The following is a 19,992-nucleotide window of genomic DNA, read 5'->3' as shown; positions in this document are numbered from 1 at the left end:
ATCTCCTTTTTTCAGCCATATATGCAATATTAAAATTTGCATATATGGCTAATAATACAAAAGCTCTTATTTATTAGATGCCATTAAACACATTAAATCTTTTGCTATAGACGCCGCTGCTAAAGCAGTTATTTCTCCAAAGTCATAGGCAGGTAATACTTCAACAATATCTGCCGCAACTAAATTAATTCCTTCTAAATTTCTTAAAGTTGTACGTACATCATTTGTTGTAGGACCTCCGCATACTGGAGTACCTGTACCAGGTGCATAAGCAGGATCTAAAGCATCAATATCAAAAGTTATGTATACTGGGTTATTCCCAACTATACTCTTTATTTTTTGAGCCAAAGCCTTTGGTCCCATTTCTATTACTTCATTTGCATAAATAATATTATAACCACATAAAGGCATATCGGTTCTAATACATGCCTGTACTGATTTCTCAGAATCAACATATCCTTCTGCCTGTAAATCATATGCAAAATTTGCATGTGAATACTCACCTTCACTTGGGATAGAATCCTGATGACTGTCAAAATGAATAAGAGAAATTTTACCATACTTTTCACTGGCTGCACGTACAGGACCATAAGGAATAGTATGATCTCCTCCTAAAGTTAAAAGCTTAGCCCCTGAATCAAGAATCTTCTTCGCATGTTCGTAACTTTTTTCTAACATATATTGTGTGGTTCTCGGACCCATATAATGCCCTACATCACCATAATCTATAATATTAGGACAAACTTCATCCAAGTCCATTTCCCACATATAGTTAAAAATACATGCGAGTTTAGACATATTTCTAATTCCACGCGGACCTAATCTGGCACCAGGTCTATTTGTTACTCCGCAGTCAAATGGAATTCCCATAATGGCAATATCAACATCCTTTAGTTCTCTCGTATTTGGATATCCTCCAAAAGTAGAAATTCCTGCATAATGAAGATGTACATCTACATCTTCATACTTTCTGTCTGACGGAAAATTTGTTTCATATTTTGACATAAGTTCCTCCTTTTCGCTCTTGAGCGGTAAAATATTAATTTCAATCTTACGATAAACCTTTGTGTGGCACAAAGGTCAAGGGAATTTTTTAAAAAATCAAATAATTATAATATGGTAAATTATTCAAATAAAATTTTTAGTAAAAACCTATTGACTTTTGTGTTACACAAAAGCTTACGATTTTATAAAGAAAAACAAAATGCCAACAAAAATGAAACAGAGAGGTAAAGTTATGAAAACAAATATGAAGAATTTTGATTTTATACTTCCAACGAAAATCCGATTTGGCTATGAAATTTATAAGGAAATTGGAAAGGAAGTAAAAGAATTAGGCAGATCGAAACCAATAATTATTACCGATAAAGGTTTGATTTCAGCCGGAGTTGTGGATAAAATAACAAAAAAATTAGAAGAAGAAGGAATAAAAGAATATGTAATTTTCGATTCTATAGAACCTAATCCTAAAGATATAACTGTCCAAAAGGCTTATGAGGAAGCTAAAAGATATTCAGTTGATTGTTTGATTGCAATTGGAGGAGGTAGCTCTATGGATACAGCTAAAGCTGTAGGAGTGCTTATGACACATGGTGGAATAATTAATGACTATGAAGGTTTAAATAAAATTACAAAATCGATTGATAATTTAATCGCCATTCCTACAACAGTAGGGACAGGAAGTGAAGTTACATTCTGGTCTGTAATTACAGATACAAATAGACATTATAAAATGAGTATTGGAAGTCCTTTGATAGCACCTAAGACTGCTCTTGTAGATCCTTTGCTTGTTGAAAGTCTTCCTTCAAAAATAGTAGCTTCAACGGGAATGGATGCTTTAACTCATGCAATTGAAGGATATACATGTACACTATCAGAACCTATAACCGATGCTTGTGGAATTTTTGCCATAAAAATGCTGGCAGAAAATATCAGAGATGCTGTTTATACAGATTCCGTAGATGCTAAAGCAAAAATGTTACTTGGAAGTTTAATTGCTGGCATTTGTTTTGGAAATTCTGATATTGCAGGAGTCCATTGTATGGCGGAAGCATTAGGAGGTCTTTATGATACACCTCACGGTATTGCTAATGCCATATTACTACCGTTTGTAGTAGAATATAACTTTGTATCTGATATTGATAAATTTGCAGAAATTGCAAAAGCTCTTGGTGAAAACATTGATGGAATGTCTGTTAGAGATGCTGCTTATCAATCAGTTGCAGCATTAAAAAAATTAAATAAAGACTTAATGATTCCGACGATTAATGAAATTGATGCAAAGATAGAAGATATAGAGGAACTTGCTAAGAGAGCTTCCGTAAACGTATCTGTTGGAAGTAATCCTCGATCTGTTGGGGAAGCAGAATTTTTACAAATTTTTAAAAGAGCTTTTGAAGCGTAGTAAAATAAACTATAATAATCAAAAACTAAACTTGCCAAATTTAAAATGCCTTTTTACTTAAATAAACAAGTCATGGCTGTGTACATAAAATATACAGTATTTTTGCCAAAATGGAAGACACCCATTAACATCGGTGTCTTCCATTTTATTATTTATGTTCCATCAAATATAATCAAAACTATCGATTAGTTATTACTATAGGATCAAAAAAATATGATTACACAGTTTTAACCTCTTCTAAACAAGTAATATAAGGTATGTTTCTATAAAGCTGATTGTAATCTAATCCATACCCTACAATAAACTTATTTTCTATCACAAAGCCAGTATAATCTACTTTAATATCTGCTTCTCTGCGATCAGGCTTGTCTAATAATGTACAAATTTTTAATGATTTTGGTTTCCTTCCTAATAAATAATCTCTCAAATAATGAAGTGTAATACCTGAATCTATAATGTCCTCAACAATAATAACATTTAAATCCTCAATACCTGTATCAAGGTCTTTTATAATCTGAACTACACCTGAACTTTTAGTAGAGGCCCCATAACTACTTACAGCCATAAAATCTATTTGAGTATCAACTGTTATCTCTCTAATGAGGTCACTCATCCATAGAACAGCACCTTTTAAAATACCAACTGCTAAGATTTTTTCACCTTTAAAGTCATTTGAAATTTCAGCGCCGATTTCTTTAGCTCTTTTTTTTATCTGCTCTTCTGTAATCATCACTTCACCAAATGTATAATTTTCTTCCATATCACGAATGCTCCTTTTCTTTTTCTATATCGAAGTTAACATCATCTATAATTTTTTTACCATGATATTTTTTCTTAGGATCAACAGGCTCTTCGCCCAGCCAATATTTATCAAGTTCATCTTTCAAGTACCAGATAATAAATATCCATAATACCGCATCATCCATCCATGCAATAGGAAACAAGACAGGAGGAATTAAATCTACAGGTAAAACCAGATATATAATGCCAAGCACTATAATTATTTTTTTTCGTTTTGGAACTTCTTTATCCTTTAAAAAAAATTTAATAGCTTTTATTCTTTTAAATAATACTTGAAAAAAAATAAACTGCATAAATCAGCCCTCCAAAAGCCTTTCTAATTCATTCATAAGATCATCATACCCGGTTCTCTTCAAAGATGAAACAGGAATAACCTTATCAGTTGATTTAAGACCAAGAGTTTTTTTAATAATACTAATATTTTTAAACATTTCATTTCTGGATATTTTATCTGCTTTTGTAGCAACCACAATGCCGTCTAACCCATAATGCTTTAACCATTCATACATTTGAATATCCTGATTAGACGGTGCATGCCTGATATCCACAAGCTGAACAACTTTTATAAGGTTTTGCCTTGTGGATAAATATGTTTCTATCATATCTCCCCAATTTTCAGAAATTGATTTAGATATTTTAGCATATCCATATCCAGGCAAATCAACTATTCTAAATTCATCATTAATTATATAAAAGTTAATAGTTCTTGTCTTACCAGGACTTCCGCTGACTCTCGCAAGCTTTTTTCTGTTTACAATTAAGTTTAAAAGGGATGATTTTCCAACATTAGATCGCCCTGCAAAGGCAATTTCCTTTAAACCTTCGTCTGGATACTGCATTTTTTTTACGGCCACCGCTTCTAAATCTGCTTTTTTTATTATCATCTGTTCCTCTTTTCAATCTAATGCAAAATTTACCTAACAAGAGCATGTTCTAATGCTTCATCCACACTGTTAATAAGAACAAACTCTAATTTCTTACGTACATTTGCAGGAATTTCTTCAATATCTACTTCATTATCAACAGGCAGTAAAATCTTCTTAATTCCGGCTCTATGTGCTGCCAAAACTTTTTCTCTTATGCCACCTACCGGAAGAACTTTTCCTCTTAAAGTTATTTCTCCTGTCATAGCTACTTCTTTTCTTACAGGAGTATTAGTCAGAGTAGATATGATTGCAGTACACATAGTCACTCCAGCAGAAGGGCCATCCTTTGGTGTTGCACCTTCTGGAATATGAATATGCAAATCATTTTCTTTATAGAACTTTTCATCAATTCCAAGTTCCTTTGTCTTAGAACGAATATAGCTTATACCCGCTTTTGCTGACTCTTGCATAACTTCTCCAAGTTGACCTGTCAAAACAAGTTTACCGGTACCAGGAACCATGGTAGTTTCAATAAATAAAGTATCTCCTCCAACAATTGTCCAAGCAAGTCCAGTTGTAACACCTACTTCATTTACTCCTTCTATGATATCATATCTAAATCGTTTTTTACCTAAATAATTTTCTAGATTTCCCGTTGTTAAACGAATTCTTTTTGCGTTATATTCAACTATCTTACGAGCAGCTTTTCTGCAAATATTTGCAATTTCTCTTTCAAGATTTCTTACTCCTGATTCTCTCGTATAATAATTTATAATATTTCTGATTACAGGTTCTGAGATAGTTAAATTCTCATCTTTAAGTCCATGCTCTTTTACTTTCTTTGGAATTAAATATTGCTTTGCAATTTCAACTTTTTCTTCTTCAGTATATCCTGTTACGCTTATAACTTCCATTCTGTCTAACAAAGGACGAGGAATTGTGTCTATAGTATTTGCAGTTGTTATAAACATAACTTTTGATAAGTCAAATGAAATTTCAAGATAATGATCATTAAAATCCTTATTTTGCTCAGGGTCTAATACTTCCAACAATGCTGAAGCAGGGTCTCCCTTAAAATCAGAACCTATCTTATCAATTTCATCAAGTAGAAATACAGGATTTTTCGTACCTGCATCCTTCATAGCAGATATTACTCTACCGGGAATTGCACCAATATAAGTTCTTCTGTGTCCTCTAATTTCCGCTTCATCTCTGACACCGCCAAGAGACATTCTTACAAACTCTCTGTTTACTGCTCTTGCAATAGATTTAGCCACAGAGGTTTTACCAACTCCCGGAGGTCCTACAAGACAAAGGATAGGGCCTTTAAGGGTTTTGGAAAGATGCATTACTGCAAGGTATTCTATAATTCTCTCTTTTACCTTATCTAATCCGTAATGATCTTCATTTAAAATTTTCTCTGCTTTTTTTAAATCTACATTGCTTTTTGACATTTTATTCCATGGTAATGCAAAGATCCATTCAATATAGGTTCTAATTACTCCGCCTTCTGCTGAGCCGGGTTGTATTTTTTTCAATCTCTTAATTTCTTTTTCTATTTTTTCTGAAGTCTTAGCCGGAAGCTTGAGCTTTTTCAACTGTGTTAACCAATCATCAACTTCATCTTCAATATCTGCATCCTGACCTAATTCTTCTTGTATTATCTTCATTTGTTCTCTAAGGTAATATTCTTTTTGTGATTTATTAATTTGTGTTTTTACCTTTGAGTTAATGTCGTTTTCTATTTTAAGGATTTCTACTTCACTGTTTAATATTTCAATTAATATTTCAAGTCTCTCTTCTGGATCTATAGCTTCCAATATTTTCTGCTTTATGTCTGTTTTAACATCTAAATGAGAAGTAATAATATCAGCTAATCTACTTGGCTGCTCAATACCTGCAACTGCGGGAAATATTTCTATTGAAATTTTTTGACTTAATGATAAGTATTGTTCAAAGCTATCTAAAACAGAACGCATAAGCGCTAGAATTTTAGTTGGAATTTCTTCATATTGTATTTCTTCTATTTCTTTAATGGCACATTTAAAATAAGGTACTTCAAAAATTATATCTTCTATTTCTCCTCTTCCAATTCCTTCTACTAAAACCCTAATAGAATCCCCTGGAAGTTTCAGCATTTGCTTAATTTTTGCAATAGTACCTACCTTATAAAAATCATCGCTTGTAGGAAGGTCTGTTTCAGCATCAATTTGTGATACTAAAAAAATCTTCTGATTCAACATCATTGCCTTTTCTAAAGCACTTATTGATTTTTCTCTTCCTATATCAAAATGAAGTACCATATAAGGAAAAATAGAAAGCCCTCTAAGAGGAATCATTGGCATAGTATTATCCATTTCCTTTTCTTCCTTTGTAAGAGCAGCCTCTATTTCTGCCTTTATTTCCTCTTCTAATTCACTATCTATATTTTCATATTTTTCGTTTTCTTGTTCTTCTTTTGCTTTTTTATCCTTTTCCTCTGTCACTTATCCTCATCCGCCTTTCTGCAGTGTATTTTTAATCAAAAACAGGCGGCCTTAGGCCGTCTGTTTTATGATGCAGTCTCTTCTTCGTTTTTCTTGTTTTGCTTAGCCTCTACAAGCACCAAAGCCGGTCCCGTATTATAATCAATTGTTCCTTTTGTTATAATGCATTTTGTAATATCCTCTCTGGAAGGAATCTCATACATAATGTCTGTCATAACATTTTCTAATATACTTCTTAATCCTCTCGCTCCAGTTTTTCTCTCTATTGCTTTTTCAGCAACTCTTGCAATGGCTTCATCTTCAATTTCAAGCTCAACACCATCAATTAAAAATAATTTTTTATATTGTTTTAATATGGCATTCTTAGGTTCTTTTATAATTCTTACTAAAGCTTCTTTATTTAGTTCTTCTAACGTCACCATTACAGGTAGTCTTCCCACAAATTCCGGTATCAATCCGTATTTTAATAAATCTTCTACTTGTAATAGCTTTAAAGTTTCTGAAGCTGCCATAGTTGATTTTTTCATGTCAGAGTTAAAACCAATTGTCTTTTCACCTATTCTTTTTTGAATAATACTATCCAATCCATCAAATGCCCCACCACATATAAACAAAACATTTGTTGTATCAAACTGTATAAAATCTTGATGAGGGTGTTTTCTTCCTCCTTGAGGCGGAACACTTGCAACAGTACCTTCTAAAATTTTCAACAGCGCCTGCTGCACTCCCTCTCCGCTCACATCTCGAGTAATAGAAGGGTTTTCTGACTTTCTTGTTATTTTATCTATTTCATCAACATATATAATGCCTTTTTGTGCTTTTTCTATATCATAATCTGCAGCTTGAATTAATTTTAATAAAATATTTTCTACATCTTCACCCACATAACCTGCTTCTGTTAATGCTGTTGCATCTGCTATTGCAAAAGGTACATTTAAAATTTTAGCTAAGGTTTGAGCAAAAAGAGTTTTACCTGAACCTGTAGGTCCAATCATAATGATATTACTTTTTTGTATTTCCACATCATCATCCGCAAGCTTTTCACTAGCATTTACTCTTTTATAATGATTGTAAACTGCTACTGCAAGTGCTTTCTTTGCATCGTCTTGATCAATTACATATTCTGATAATATCTTGTTTATTTCTTTTGGCTTAGGTAATTCAAAATTAGTGTTTTCGTTATTGTCAGTTGATTCTGACATAGCTGCCAATTCTTCATTTATAATATCCTGACAAAGTTCAATACATTCATCACAAATATATACATTTGGCCCTGCAACTAATCTTCTTACTTGATCCTGTGGTTTTCCGCAAAACGAACATTTTAATTGCTTTGTATCTGTATATTTTCCACTCATATAAACACCCCCTTATTATCTAGAATAAATTACTTTATCAATAATCCCATATTTAACTGCATCTTCTGCATCTAAAAAATTATCACGATCTGTATCTTTTTCTATACGTGCCAAATCTTGACCTGTATTTTCACTTAAAATCTTATTTAATTTTTCTCTCGTTTTAATAATTCTGTCAGCATGTATTCTAATATCTTCTGCCTGACCATTAACGCCACCTAATGGCTGATGTATCATGATTTCAGAATTAGGAAGAGCAAATCTTTTGCCCTTTGCCCCGCAAGAAAGTAAAAATGCTCCCATACTTGCAGCCATACCAATACAAATTGTGGATACATCAGGTTTAATGTATCTCATAGTATCATAAATTGCCATACCTGCCGTAATGGATCCTCCAGGACTATTTATATAAAAACTAATGTCTTTATCCGGATCTTCTGATTCTAAGAACAATAGTTGTGCAACAATCAAACTAGATGTATGCTCATCTACTTGTTCACCTAAAAAAATAATTCTATCTTTTAATAATCTTGAATAAATATCGTAAGAACGTTCGCCCCTACTTGTTTGTTCTATTACCATTGGTATTAACGCCATGAACGTCACCCCCTTAGATTTATTTAGGAGGCATTAAATTTAATGCCTCCTTATATATATTACTCAATTACTGCATTTTCAAACATAAATTCAACAGCTTTTCTCATTTTAATGTCTTTTTCCAAGAAACCGAAGTTTTCACTTCCCATAGCTTCCTTTAATTTATTCAATTCCATTTTATATTGATCAGCCATTGCCATCAGCTCTTTGTCCATTTCTTCTTCCGTCACTTCAAATTTTTCTGCATCTGCTACGGCTTCAACCAGAAGTCTGGTTTTAGTTTTCTTATATGCATCTTCTCTAAGTTCTTCTCTGAATTCTTTAGGATCCTTTTGCAGATATTCAAAGTATTTTTCAAGATCTAATCCCTGATATTGAAGCTGCTGAGCAAATTCCTGCATCATTTCATCAATCTGAGATTCAACCATTGCATCAGGAATATCTACATCATTTGCATCATAGACTTTTTCAAGTATTGCATTTTTAGTCTCTAACTCAGCTCTTGAAACAGCTGCTTTTTCAAGTTTCTCTCTTGTTTCTTTCTTTAACTCTTCAAGTGTATCAAATTCACTTATATCCTTTGCAAATTCATCATTTAATTCAGGTAATTCTTTTGCTTTTATTTCATGAACAACACATTTAAAGACCGCATCTTTACCTGCTAAATCATCTGAATGATATTCAGTAGGGAAAGTTACTTTAACATCTCTTTCCTCTCCTGCCACAGCACCTACTAATTGTTCTTCAAATCCAGGAATAAATGAACCTGAACCTAATTCCAAAGGCTGTCTTTCAGCAGTACCTCCTTCAAATTGGTGGTCACCTACAAATCCAGCATAGTCAATTAGTACAGTATCACCGTTTTCCGCAGGTCTTTCTACAAGTACCATTCTTGCATTTCTGTTCTGTAAATTTTCTAATTCTTTATCAATATCTTTATCTATTACTTCATGAACAATTTTATTTACTTTAACACCTTTATAATCTTTTACTTCTACTTCAGGTTTAACAGTAACAGTAAGGGTAACGTTAACACCTTCACCTTTTTTAATTTTGTCAAAATCTGCTCTTGGCTGATCTACAGTATCAAGCTCAAGTGTCTGCAATGCTTCAGGATATCCTTGTGAAAACATATCATTGATAGCATCTTCAAAGAAAATATCCTCTCCATAATGTGTTTCAATTAATTTTCTTGGGGCTTTTCCCTTTCTGAATCCATCTATTGCATATTTATGCTTTGTATTTTGATAAGCTTTTATTACCGCCTGTTCAAATTCCTCTGCCGTAAATTCAATTGTAAATTTTACCTCGTTTTTTTCTCTTGATAAAAATGTTGATTTCATTAATATATTTCCTCCTAAATTATAAATAAATTAACAACCAAAATAAAATATTATAAATTTTAAAGTTTTTAATAAAAATTGTTGTTAATCTATATATTGATTTTTTTCTAAAAGTTCTAAACCTCTTGCATATTTACTTCTGTTTTCACAAACCAAACCATACTTTTCTTTTAGTTTGTTTCCTATTTTTATCATATCTTCTTGTTCTCCAGAAAACAACTCAATTTCAAGCTCGCAAATTGGCAAGCTGCCGAAGTCTGTCACAATATCTCCAACATCTATTGCTACTTCACAAAGACTGCTTCCTGTATCAATTCTAAATCTGCTTCTTATAAATCGTGTTTCAAGTAAGCTATGGAGCTTCTTATCAGCAATTAATTCTAACATGGCTTGACCTGATTCACTTTCTTTAAAAATTTCAGGATTAGGATTTATAAAACATGCTTCATCGTTTACAGGAACATTTATCTCTTCCCTAGCATGAAGTCCGTCATCTGCTTCACCATTCCATTTTAATGAAGCTACAACTCGGTTTCCTTCCATTCTTACACGAAAAGCAATATCATGTTTCGAAAGTATATTATCGTCAGTATCGAAATAAGCTGCTTTCATATAGATCTTTTCTCTAGACTCTTCATCTACAATAGCTGTAAGTTCAGGGTCTTCCCAAATGTTTTCGGCAATATCTTTATCCCCAATGCCGTATTTCATTTCTATTTCCATATTATTATTCCCTATTCGCTTTAGTTTTAACATATAGTAAAAAATTTACATTCATAAAACTTTGCTGATAATCGTGCTTACTTATAATATCATAATTTACTTTGCAAAACAACCATAGATTTTTTGTTATCCTTTAAGTGTTTAAGCAATAAATAAACAGGGTATATTAAAATAAGATTATTTATTTTATATGAAAATTTAAAAATACTTAAGGAGGACTACTATTATGTTATGGAAATGTACAGTATGCGGTCTTATTTATGAAGGAGATTCTGCACCAGAAAAATGTCCAAAATGTGGTGCACCAGCAAGTAAATTTACATCTCTTTCAAAAGAGGAAGCTGACAAAATTTATGCTGCTGACAGGACAAATGACCTACTAATGGAAGTAGAATATTATGCAGCTAAAATTGCAAAGCTAAGCGAAGAAGGTTTAGAAATTGGACTTGATCCTGGATGTATCGCTTCATTTACAGGTGCAAACAGAAGGGCATGGGATATTAAGCAATCATGTAAAGCTGAGATTGCAATTCATGTTGGAAAAGAAAAATTCTAATAACTTAATAAATACTTATTAAAAATATTAAATGCTTGGTTATAAAGCCAAGCATTTTTTATTTACTAAATTAATGAACAGTAAATTATAAGAACTATAAATCCAACTTATAGTCTCCTACTTTGATCATTCCTATTTTTTTCATACCATAATCTATAATCAATGCTGCTATAGCAGGTAAAATAAAATGTAATAATAATATAAATAATAGCACTTTTATACTAAATCCCATAGAAGTAAATGTTCCAATTTGTCCCACAAATCCACAAGTTCCCATTCCTGCACCTGCAGCTATATTTGTCATTTTGAATATAACTGTTGAAATAGGACCAATAATTGCAGCTGCCAAAGTTGGCGGAACTAAAATCCATGGATTTTTTATTATATTTGAAACCTGCAACATAGAGGTTCCGATTCCTTGTGCAATTAACCCTCCAACTCCGTTTTCTTTAAAACTTATTACCGCAAATCCAACCATCTGCGCACAACAACCAACAGTTGCTGCCCCTGCTGCAATACCTCCTAAATCAAGCATTATACATAACGCCGCACTAGAGATAGGCGCAGTTAGAACAAGTCCTACAATTACGGAAACTATAATACCCATTAAGAATGGCTGTAATTCTGTGGCATTCATAATTATTTTTCCCAATCCTGTCATTAAAGCAGCCACTGCAGGTCCGAACAATTTTGCTGCTAAAACTCCCATGATTATACTAACAGCAGGAGTTACTATTATATCTACTTTTGTTTCTTTAGAAACCGCTTTACCAAATTCAGCACCAATAGCAACAGCAATAAAAGCTCCTGCAGGACCTCCCATTTCAGCACCTACATAACCTGATATAATACTTGCAAATAAGACAAGAGGTGGTGATTTTAAACCATTAGCTACAGCCGCCCCTATAGCTGGCCCCATCATCTTCATAGCAAAGCCTCCTGTTTGTACGAAAAACGCAGAAATTGTGTTTTCACCAAACAATATTGCAGTTTGTTCTCCTAAGGTCTTTATTATTAGACCAATAAGTAATGATGCGAACAAACCTAAAGCCATTGCTGACAGTGCATCATTCAAATATCTCTTAGCAGAAAATTCTATATCTTTTCGCTTCAAGAATTCCTTTAAATTGTTCATTTAACTTCTCCTTTTAGAAAGCGCCTATATAATTTATTTATATAGGCCATATATTCCCTGAATATTTTAGCATGTATGTTTACATGTGTCAAGACATGTAATTGCTCATTTTGGTTGACCTATTAAAAACACATATGTTATGATACTATAATAATTATAATGTTTACTATACACAATAAAGGAAAAAATATTATGATAAATGATAAAATAAATGAAATTGAAAATCTTCAAAAATTAACTTCAAACCAGCGTAGAGAAAAAATTTTAGATTTATTAGCTGAGGCTGATAAGCCATTAAGTGCTACGATAATGGCTTCAATGTTTGGTGTCAGTAGACAAATTATAGTAGGTGATATTGCACTTCTTAGAGCATCTGGGTTAAATATTTCAGCAACATCCAAGGGATATGTTTATATACCCGATGATAGTGATTCAGAGGGATATGGTTTTATTGGAATGATTGCTTGCAAACATTCAGAAGAACAACTTATAGATGAATTATATACAATTGTTGATTTCGGCGGATGCCTTCTTGATGTTACTATAGAGCATCCAATTTATGGACAAATATCTGGTAAATTAAATATATGTTCTAGATATGAGGCAGGTATTTTTTCTGAAAAAATAAAAGATTGTAACGCAAAACAACTGTGCGATTTAACCGATGGAACACATTTTCATAGAATTGGGTGTAAAGATGAATCCATATTCCAGCATATAATTAATGCTTTGACCCAAAAGGGTATTGCAATTGAATAAATGGTAACTCACAGAATTTTAAAATTACGAATAAAGGCTGCTTCTTAAGAAGCAACCTTTATTATCCCCATATAAAAATTAATTAATTTAGATCTTAAACTATTTCATGCATTTTACGATAGCTTTTTCAAAGATTTCTAAACCAGCTTCAATCTGAGCGTCAGTTACGCAAAGTGGGCAAAGGAATCTGATAACATTTCCATATGTTCCAGCACTTTCAAGTAATAGACCATTCTGTACTGCTTCTTGAACGATAGCATTTACAAGATCAGCATTTGGTTCTTTTCCAGCCTTAGTTTTTACAAACTCGATACCCATCATAGAACCAGTTCCTCTTACATCGCCGACAACTTCATACTTATCTTTCCATTCATTGAACTTAGCCATGCATTTATCAGCAATCTTAAGAGCTTTTCCTGGATAATCGTCTCTTTGCATTACTTCAACAACTTTTAATGCTGATGCACAAGCTAGAGGATTACCGCAGTATGTACCACCAATTGTTCCTCCAGTTACTTTATCCATAATTTCCGCACTAGCAGTTACAGCAGATAGTGGAAGACCACCTGCAATTGATTTAGCAGTTGTCATGATATCAGGAGCACAACCTGCTTCTGCAAAGTATTGTGATGCAAACATTCTTCCTGAACGTGCCCAACCACTCTGAACTTCATCAGTAACCATTAAGATTCCGTTATCATCACAAATTTTTCTAACAGCTTTAACCCATTCGATTGGAGCAGGAATAAAACCACCTTCACCTTGTACAGGTTCGAAGATAATAGCTGCTACATCATTAGCTGGAGTTGCTTCAACAAATACTTGTTCTAATTTTTCAATATAGTATTTAACTGCATCTGCTTCTGACATTCCTTCTGGCTTTCTGTAAAAGTTAGGGAATTCAGCTCTATAAACACCATCAGGGAAAGGTCCCATACCGATTGCATAAGCTTTCTTAGCTGTCATAGTCATAGTAAGCATTGTTCTTCCGTGGAAAGCTCCTGAAAATACGATGATATTAGGTCTGCCTGTATAGCTCTTAGCAATTTTTACAGCATTTTCATCAGCTTCAGCACCACTGTTTACGAACATTGTCTTTTTCTTATCGCCTTTTACTGGTACGATTTCATTCATTTTTTCTGCAAGTGAAATATATCCTTCATGAGTTGTAATATTCATCATAGCATGGAAATATTTTTCTGACTGTTTTTTAACAGCATCAATTAATTCTGGGTGGCTGTATCCAATATTTAATACACCTACTCCACCAATCCAATCAAGGAAGATGTTTCCATCTACGTCTTCAAACATAGCGCCTTCACCACGAGCAATAACACATGGGTATCCACACTTAATTGCTCCAGGCATAGCCGCTTCTCTTCTGTCGATAATAGCCTTAGCCTTAGGTCCTGGTAATGGTGTAACGATTTTAGGTAATGCTTCTCTTAACATTTTTTTCCCTCCTGTTTTTTATTAATTATATATCCAGCTCGGACAATTTGCGATAAAGGGTTGCTCGGCTTAATCCAAGTTCCTGCGCTACCTTGTCCTTTGCATTGCTGCCTTCTCCATACTCCATCAGTTTTCTCGTAATAATTTCCTTTTCATATAGTTTTACTTGTTCCCCAAGGGGTAAATCACTACATCCTATCTGAATGGTATTGGTTTGATTTTTAAACAATCTAGATGGTACTGCATCTAAGCCTATTAACTCCCCAAAAGCCATATTAGTACCATATTCAATTGCATTCTCAAGCTCTCTTACATTCCCTGGCCAATCATAAGATTCATAAAGTTCTTCCACTTCTTTTGTAAATCCCTTGATTTTTTTCCCCATAAAGGTATTATATTTTTTTAAAAAATGATATATTAAAAGTTTAATATCACCTTTTCTTTCCCTTAGTGGAGGTACCATTAACGGTATAACACTTAATCTATAGTATAGGTCTTCTCGGAAGGTTCCTTCTTTTATCATATCTTCTAAGTCTTTGTTTGTAGCTGCTATTACTCTTACGTCTACAATTATTGTCTTATTACCTCCCACTCTTTCAAATCTCATATTCTGAAGAACGTGAAGTATTTTAACCTGTAAATGTAACGGCATATCACCAATTTCATCAAGAAAGATAGTACCGCCATTAGCCATTTCGAATTTGCCAATCTTTCCTTTATCATTAGCTCCGGTAAAAGCACCTTTTTCATATCCAAAGAGTTCACTTTCCAAAAGATTTTCCGGTATAGCTCCACAATTCACTGTAACAAAAGGTCCTTTTGATCTTGAGCTTGAGTAATGAATTGCTTTTGAAAACATTTCTTTACCTGTGCCGCTTTCTCCTGTAATTAACACTGTAGAATTTCCGCGAGCTGTAAGTAAAGATAAATTTTTAGCTTTTTTTATTGATTCACTTTGACCCATTATATCATCAACAGTACATTTCAAAGCTCTTGTATTTATATTATACACTAATTTTTGTGCTTCTTCTATATCTCTAAAAGATATTACAACACCGGCAACTTTATTATCTGAAAAATATGGTTTTGCTGTAACAATAAAATGAAATGATCCTCTGTCATTAGAATATAATTCTTCATTCTCTGTATAACCAATACCTGAACGTAATACGTCAAGAGCCGGGGTGCCTATCATATATTTGCTTATATGGCTTGATAAAATATCTTTTCTGGTAGTATTAAATAATTTCTCTGCCATATTATTACAATGTTTTATATGCCCTGTTCCATCCAAGGCAAAAATACCTTCATGCGTAGTCTCCAATACGGTTGCCAATTCATTCATACTATTAGAGATGTTATCTAATGCTTTTTTTTCTATTGCTTTAGCTGCAAGCAAATCGGCCATTTTCTCTACAAAAGTTACCATACTGCGCTTTTTATCAAGTAATATAGCTCTTTGTTCTTCATCTAATGCAACTAAACCTATAATTCCTATTGTCTCATTTTTTATTTTAATCGGAGTACAAATTTCTGCTAATTCACTATAATCATGTTCTGCAAAAGACGTGCCATAAAATTTATAATTTCTTGCATCTGCAATATATTCTGTCATACCACTTCTGAGAACTCTAGCATAGAGTAAATTTCCATCTACTTGACCAAATTCTTCCTTTTGTCCGATTTGATCAAAATAAACAGCTGTACCTCCGATAACAGTAAGCTTATTATCGACAATTTCAACCTCTACGCCAATAGCTATTGCTATTGCTTCAGCTACTTGCTGTACACTTGATGCAATATCCTGCAATAAAGACATTTTATCCTCCTGTAACTATGTAACTTAATAAAAAAATTTCAATTAAATATTTTCATTTGTATCTTGTATATATTATTATAGCAAAATTAACATAGTATAAAAACATTTTTGAGACAAAAAAATCTTATTTTTAATAAAACTAAAAATTCTGATTTTACTGTAATAGTTAAACAGACAGCATAAGTTGATTTACGCTGTCTCATTTATTAAACTTTTTCCAACGAATCTTATTATAATATCTTTTTTATAAAATATCAAATAAAAATCGCAATTTTTATTTTCACTTTATGAATTGTCCTCCGATGTTACTACAGATCCCAAATTCATAGTATTTTTCTCTAAAGCTAAAACAATATTATTAATTTCCGCAATACGCTCAGGTGTTACCTCGCTATCTACAGCTAACTGTGTATTGTATAGAATTTTTTCTAATTCATCATGTATATCAGCAATTTTTGTCTTTACTTTCAGCATTTGCTCTTGATCCATAATGCTTGACATAGCTTCTTGCTTTGTTAAAACAGTTTCTTTTTCTAATGAAAATTCAGAAACGCCTTCTACTACTACACAATCCCAGCCAAGTTTTTCTTTAACAAATGATGCAAAGTCATGTTTAGATTCATTTTCTCCATGTACTAAAAATATATCATGAGGTTTTTTTTCAAATCCGCCAAGCCAATACAAAAGCCCATCTCTGTCGGCATGTCCTGAAAACCCTTCTAAATTATGAATTTCAGCATTTATATGGACACTTTCTCCGAAAAGGGTAACATCCTTTGCTCCTTCAACAATAAGTCTTCCCAAAGTACCTTCTGCTTGATATCCAACAAATACTATACTGGATTTAGGATTCCATAAGTTATGTTTTAAATGATGCCTTATTCTTCCGGCTTCGCACATACCACTAGCAGAAATAATAATTTTTGGAGAAGTATCAAAATTCAAAGCTCTCGATTCATCACTTGTTCTTGTAAATTTTAAATTCTTAAAATCTAACGGATTATCTCCGTTTAAAATATATTCTCTCGTTTCTTCATCAAATACCTGCGCATTTTTTCTAAACACTTCTGTAGCCGTAGTTGCCATAGGACTGTCTATATAAACAAATAATTTGTCCAACTCATCTTTATATTTAGAGTTATCTTCATAAAATCTATTAAATTCATAAATTAATTCCTGTGTTCTTCCTACAGCGAAAGACGGAATAACAACAGTTCCCCCTCTTCTTACAGTTTTCAAAACTATATTAATGAGGTCTTCTATGCTACTTGTATTTGGTGCATGAAGTCTATTACCGTAAGTTGTCTCCATAATAACATAATCAGCTTTTTTAATTATAGTAGGGTCGCGTAAAATTGGTCGATTCCTAACTCCTATATCTCCCGAAAAAACAATCTTAGATGTATTCTCATTTTCTGTAACCCATAGTTCTATCATAGCGGAACCTAATATATGTCCTGCATCATTAAAAACTACTTTCATTTCATCATTTAACTCTATTAATTGATCATATAAAACAGGCACAATATATTGTAATGAATTTACCGAATCATTGAATGTATAAAGAGGTTCTGTCAATTTCCTACCGGCACGCTCTGCTTTCCTGTTTTTCCATTCTGCTTCCTTTTCGTGAATATATCCACTGTCTTTTAACATGACTTCCACTAAATCTGCTGTAGCATCTGTACAATATATCTTACCCTTGAACCCCTTTTTTACCAGCAAAGGTATTCTTCCACAATGATCAATATGTGCATGGCTTAAAAGAACTAAATCTATATCAGCAGGATCAAAACCAAAGTCTTCCCAATTCATTGCATCCATAGCTTTTCCACCTTGAAATTGTCCGCAATCTAGTAAAATTTTATATTTATCGGTGGTAATTAAATGACATGAACCTGTAACTGAAGACGCTGCACCACAAAACTTAATATTCATAGTACCTCCTTTTATTTTCTTAATTAATTTGCAAAATTACTATATCATTTAGTATAAATATTTTATGATTCAACAATTCACTCATTGCAGCAACGCTGTCTCAATCATAGAAATCATTATAACATGACACAAGTTATCAAGCATGTTTCAATGGTTCCTTCCTTACAGCAACGCTGGCTCAATCTTTGGAACCATTATAACATGACACAAATTATCAAGCATGTTTCAATGATTCCTTCCTCTCAGCAACGCTGGCTCAATCTTTGGAATCATTATAACATGACACAAATTATCAAGCATGTTTCAATGATTTTCACCTTGCAGCAACGCTGTTTCAATCATAGAAATCATTATACCATAAAAAAGCAAGGTTATAAAACCTTGCTTAAAAAACTTTTCGTTCTTTCATTTTGTGGATCTCCAAAAATTTGGTCTGGACTACCCTTCTCAACAATTATGCCTTCATCCATAAACAAAACTCTGTTTGAAACTTCTCTTGCAAACCCCATTTCGTGAGTTACAATTATCATTGTCATACCATTATGCGCTAAATTACGCATAACCTCTAATACTTCTCCTACCATTTCAGGATCAAGTGCTGAGGTGGGTTCATCAAATAGCATAATTTCCGGTTTCATAGCAAGGGCTCTTGCTATTGCAACTCTCTGTTTTTGTCCTCCCGAAAGAGATGATGGATATACTTTTGCTTTATCTGAAAGACCAACCATTTTTAAAAGTTCCATAGCTTCCTCATATGCTTTTGCTTTTGGAACATTGTTAACCTTTATCGGTCCAATTGCCACATTATCTAATGTATTCATATGGGGAAACAGGTTAAAGTTTTGAAAAACCATTCCCATTTTCTTTCTAGTTTCATTAATTCCATTTAATTCAACTAATTTTCCGTCTATCTTAATACTTCCTTCAGTAGGTACTTCTAAAAGATTTATACACCTTAAAAAGGTACTTTTCCCTGAACCAGAAGGACCAATGACGCAAACCACTTCTTTATCTGAAATAACTTCGTCAATTCCTTTTAGAACATGAAGATTTCCAAAGCTTTTTTTTAATCCTTTAACTTCTATCACTTTGTGCCATCCTCCCTTCTGCGTAAGCAACTATTCTAGATAGAGGAATAGTCAACAATAAATAGACAATAGCAACACCTACATATGCAGGAAACGTTTCAAACGAAGATGCATTCCATAAAGTTCCTCTTCTTAAAATTTCCACAACTCCAACATAAGATAATACTGCTGTTTCTTTTATTAAAGTAATCAACTCATTTCCCAAAGCAGGTAAAATAATTCTAAATGCCTGAGGAATGATAATCAATTTCATAGCCATGCCTTTACTCATTCCTAATGATCTGGCTGCCTCCATTTGCCCTTTATCTACTGCTTGAAGTCCGCTTCTAATAACTTCAGCCACATATGCCGCGCTATTGAGACCACATACTATAATAGCCGGAATAATTAGATATGGCCATTTAAAAGGAATATCGTTAGACTGTAAGAGCTGTGGCACTCCATAAGCTAAAATTAATGCCTGTACAATAAGAGGCGTTCCTCTGAAAACTTCAACATATACATTAGCCGGCCATCTTACAATCTTAAACTTGGACATCTTTTGCAAAGCTATAATCAAGCCTAACAATACTCCTATAAACACTGCCACCAAACTGACACCAATAGTAATAGGTATACCTTTTAATGCAACCGTTATTCCTTTTAAGTAAAGTTCCAAAATTTCCAA

Annotated in this window: 18 protein-coding genes; 3 read left to right on the top strand and 15 right to left on the bottom strand. The window is 33.0% G+C overall.

Annotation, left to right across the window (positions count from 1 at the left end):
- Positions 1-66 precede the first annotated feature (66 nt).
- Entirely contained in the window at positions 67-1,005 is a 939-nt protein-coding gene (speB, locus tag K292_RS0109155; protein WP_027399588.1) for an agmatinase, read from the bottom strand.
- A 232-nt stretch (positions 1,006-1,237) separates the two neighbouring features.
- Here speB and K292_RS0109150 point away from each other — a divergent pair, with 232 nt between their 5' ends.
- Positions 1,238-2,404, top strand: coding sequence for an iron-containing alcohol dehydrogenase (locus tag K292_RS0109150; RefSeq protein ID WP_027399587.1), 1,167 nt, complete (start codon positions 1,238-1,240; stop codon positions 2,402-2,404).
- A 217-nt stretch (positions 2,405-2,621) separates the two neighbouring features.
- Here the strand turns inward: K292_RS0109150 and hpt are convergent, their stop codons facing one another.
- The 8 genes from hpt to K292_RS0109110 all read right to left on the bottom strand — a co-directional run bounded on the left by hpt (position 2,622) and on the right by K292_RS0109110 (position 10,578).
- Positions 2,622-3,164, bottom strand: a complete 543-nt coding sequence (hpt, locus tag K292_RS0109145; RefSeq protein WP_027399586.1) for a hypoxanthine phosphoribosyltransferase — start codon at positions 3,162-3,164, stop codon at positions 2,622-2,624.
- Between the two features lies 1 nt (position 3,165).
- Positions 3,166-3,498 (bottom strand): YkvA family protein, encoded by a 333-nt coding sequence (locus K292_RS0109140; RefSeq protein ID WP_027399585.1) that lies wholly within the window; start codon positions 3,496-3,498, stop codon positions 3,166-3,168.
- A gap of 3 nt (positions 3,499-3,501) precedes the next feature.
- Positions 3,502-4,089: a ribosome biogenesis GTP-binding protein YihA/YsxC gene (gene yihA / locus K292_RS0109135; RefSeq protein ID WP_027399584.1), complete on the bottom strand. Its 588-nt coding sequence runs from the start codon at positions 4,087-4,089 to the stop codon at positions 3,502-3,504.
- Positions 4,090-4,118: 29 nt separating this feature from the next.
- Positions 4,119-6,428: an endopeptidase La gene (lon, locus tag K292_RS0109130; RefSeq protein ID WP_027399583.1), complete on the bottom strand. Its 2,310-nt coding sequence runs from the start codon at positions 6,426-6,428 to the stop codon at positions 4,119-4,121.
- Between the two features lie 194 nt (positions 6,429-6,622).
- Positions 6,623-7,915 carry an ATP-dependent Clp protease ATP-binding subunit ClpX gene (gene clpX, locus K292_RS0109125; RefSeq protein ID WP_027399582.1) on the bottom strand — a complete coding sequence of 431 codons (1,293 nt, stop codon included), beginning with the start codon at positions 7,913-7,915 and terminating at the stop codon, positions 6,623-6,625.
- A 15-nt stretch (positions 7,916-7,930) separates the two neighbouring features.
- A complete protein-coding gene (gene clpP, locus K292_RS0109120; protein ID WP_027399581.1) occupies positions 7,931-8,512 on the bottom strand; it encodes an ATP-dependent Clp endopeptidase proteolytic subunit ClpP in 582 nt (193 codons plus the stop codon).
- A gap of 59 nt (positions 8,513-8,571) precedes the next feature.
- The gene (gene tig, locus K292_RS0109115) at positions 8,572-9,855 is read right to left on the bottom strand and encodes a trigger factor (RefSeq protein WP_027399580.1); all 1,284 of its coding nucleotides are present in this window, start codon (positions 9,853-9,855) and stop codon (positions 8,572-8,574) included.
- A gap of 84 nt (positions 9,856-9,939) precedes the next feature.
- On the bottom strand, positions 9,940-10,578 hold the full coding sequence (locus tag K292_RS0109110) for a CYTH domain-containing protein (protein ID WP_027399579.1): 639 nt from the start codon (positions 10,576-10,578) through the stop codon (positions 9,940-9,942).
- A gap of 226 nt (positions 10,579-10,804) precedes the next feature.
- Here K292_RS0109110 and K292_RS0109105 point away from each other — a divergent pair, with 226 nt between their 5' ends.
- Positions 10,805-11,134 carry a rubredoxin-like domain-containing protein gene (locus K292_RS0109105; protein WP_027399578.1) on the top strand — a complete coding sequence of 110 codons (330 nt, stop codon included), beginning with the start codon at positions 10,805-10,807 and terminating at the stop codon, positions 11,132-11,134.
- A gap of 94 nt (positions 11,135-11,228) precedes the next feature.
- Here the strand turns inward: K292_RS0109105 and K292_RS0109100 are convergent, their stop codons facing one another.
- On the bottom strand, positions 11,229-12,269 hold the full coding sequence (locus tag K292_RS0109100) for a PTS transporter subunit IIC (RefSeq protein WP_027399577.1): 1,041 nt from the start codon (positions 12,267-12,269) through the stop codon (positions 11,229-11,231).
- A 192-nt stretch (positions 12,270-12,461) separates the two neighbouring features.
- On the opposite strand from K292_RS0109100, the gene K292_RS0109095 reads away from it, so the two are divergent.
- Positions 12,462-13,028, top strand: coding sequence for a transcription repressor NadR (locus K292_RS0109095; RefSeq protein WP_051280578.1), 567 nt, complete (start codon positions 12,462-12,464; stop codon positions 13,026-13,028).
- 99 nt (positions 13,029-13,127) lie between these two features.
- Here the strand turns inward: K292_RS0109095 and K292_RS0109090 are convergent, their stop codons facing one another.
- From K292_RS0109090 to K292_RS0109070, 5 genes are all read right to left on the bottom strand, one after another.
- Entirely contained in the window at positions 13,128-14,480 is a 1,353-nt protein-coding gene (locus tag K292_RS0109090; protein WP_027399575.1) for an aspartate aminotransferase family protein, read from the bottom strand.
- Between the two features lie 25 nt (positions 14,481-14,505).
- Complete coding sequence (locus K292_RS0109085; protein ID WP_027399574.1) at positions 14,506-16,299, bottom strand: sigma 54-interacting transcriptional regulator; 1,794 nt, start codon at positions 16,297-16,299, stop codon at positions 14,506-14,508.
- A gap of 285 nt (positions 16,300-16,584) precedes the next feature.
- Complete coding sequence (locus K292_RS0109080; protein ID WP_027399573.1) at positions 16,585-18,237, bottom strand: MBL fold metallo-hydrolase RNA specificity domain-containing protein; 1,653 nt, start codon at positions 18,235-18,237, stop codon at positions 16,585-16,587.
- Between the two features lie 371 nt (positions 18,238-18,608).
- Positions 18,609-19,325, bottom strand: coding sequence for an amino acid ABC transporter ATP-binding protein (locus tag K292_RS0109075; protein WP_027399572.1), 717 nt, complete (start codon positions 19,323-19,325; stop codon positions 18,609-18,611).
- Entirely contained in the window at positions 19,312-19,992 is a 681-nt protein-coding gene (locus tag K292_RS0109070; protein ID WP_037372923.1) for an amino acid ABC transporter permease, read from the bottom strand. Before K292_RS0109070 ends, K292_RS0109075 begins: the two co-directional genes overlap by 14 nt.

This window comes from Anaerovorax odorimutans DSM 5092, from assembly GCF_000426305.1.
Taxonomy (GTDB): domain Bacteria; phylum Bacillota; class Clostridia; order Peptostreptococcales; family Anaerovoracaceae; genus Anaerovorax; species Anaerovorax odorimutans.
This window is presented reverse-complemented; position numbering and strand designations above follow the sequence as displayed.

What these genes read in the sequence shown, in the direction of transcription:
- hpt (WP_027399586.1), bottom strand. Translation starts at nt 3,164, where the DNA reads ATGGAAGAAAATTATACATTTGGTGAAGTGATGATTACAGAAGAGCAG.
- K292_RS0109085 (WP_027399574.1), bottom strand. Translation starts at nt 16,299, where the DNA reads ATGTCTTTATTGCAGGATATTGCATCAAGTGTACAGCAAGTAGCTGAA.
- yihA (WP_027399584.1), bottom strand. Translation starts at nt 4,089, where the DNA reads ATGATAATAAAAAAAGCAGATTTAGAAGCGGTGGCCGTAAAAAAAATG.
- K292_RS0109090 (WP_027399575.1), bottom strand. Translation starts at nt 14,480, where the DNA reads ATGTTAAGAGAAGCATTACCTAAAATCGTTACACCATTACCAGGACCT.
- K292_RS0109095 (WP_051280578.1), top strand. Translation starts at nt 12,462, where the DNA reads ATGATAAATGATAAAATAAATGAAATTGAAAATCTTCAAAAATTAACT.
- K292_RS0109080 (WP_027399573.1), bottom strand. Translation starts at nt 18,237, where the DNA reads ATGAATATTAAGTTTTGTGGTGCAGCGTCTTCAGTTACAGGTTCATGT.
- clpP (WP_027399581.1), bottom strand. Translation starts at nt 8,512, where the DNA reads ATGGCGTTAATACCAATGGTAATAGAACAAACAAGTAGGGGCGAACGT.
- K292_RS0109140 (WP_027399585.1), bottom strand. Translation starts at nt 3,498, where the DNA reads ATGCAGTTTATTTTTTTTCAAGTATTATTTAAAAGAATAAAAGCTATT.
- K292_RS0109105 (WP_027399578.1), top strand. Translation starts at nt 10,805, where the DNA reads ATGTTATGGAAATGTACAGTATGCGGTCTTATTTATGAAGGAGATTCT.
- K292_RS0109110 (WP_027399579.1), bottom strand. Translation starts at nt 10,578, where the DNA reads ATGGAAATAGAAATGAAATACGGCATTGGGGATAAAGATATTGCCGAA.
- speB (WP_027399588.1), bottom strand. Translation starts at nt 1,005, where the DNA reads ATGTCAAAATATGAAACAAATTTTCCGTCAGACAGAAAGTATGAAGAT.
- K292_RS0109150 (WP_027399587.1), top strand. Translation starts at nt 1,238, where the DNA reads ATGAAAACAAATATGAAGAATTTTGATTTTATACTTCCAACGAAAATC.
- K292_RS0109100 (WP_027399577.1), bottom strand. Translation starts at nt 12,269, where the DNA reads ATGAACAATTTAAAGGAATTCTTGAAGCGAAAAGATATAGAATTTTCT.
- lon (WP_027399583.1), bottom strand. Translation starts at nt 6,428, where the DNA reads ATGGATAATACTATGCCAATGATTCCTCTTAGAGGGCTTTCTATTTTT.
- tig (WP_027399580.1), bottom strand. Translation starts at nt 9,855, where the DNA reads ATGAAATCAACATTTTTATCAAGAGAAAAAAACGAGGTAAAATTTACA.
- clpX (WP_027399582.1), bottom strand. Translation starts at nt 7,915, where the DNA reads ATGAGTGGAAAATATACAGATACAAAGCAATTAAAATGTTCGTTTTGC.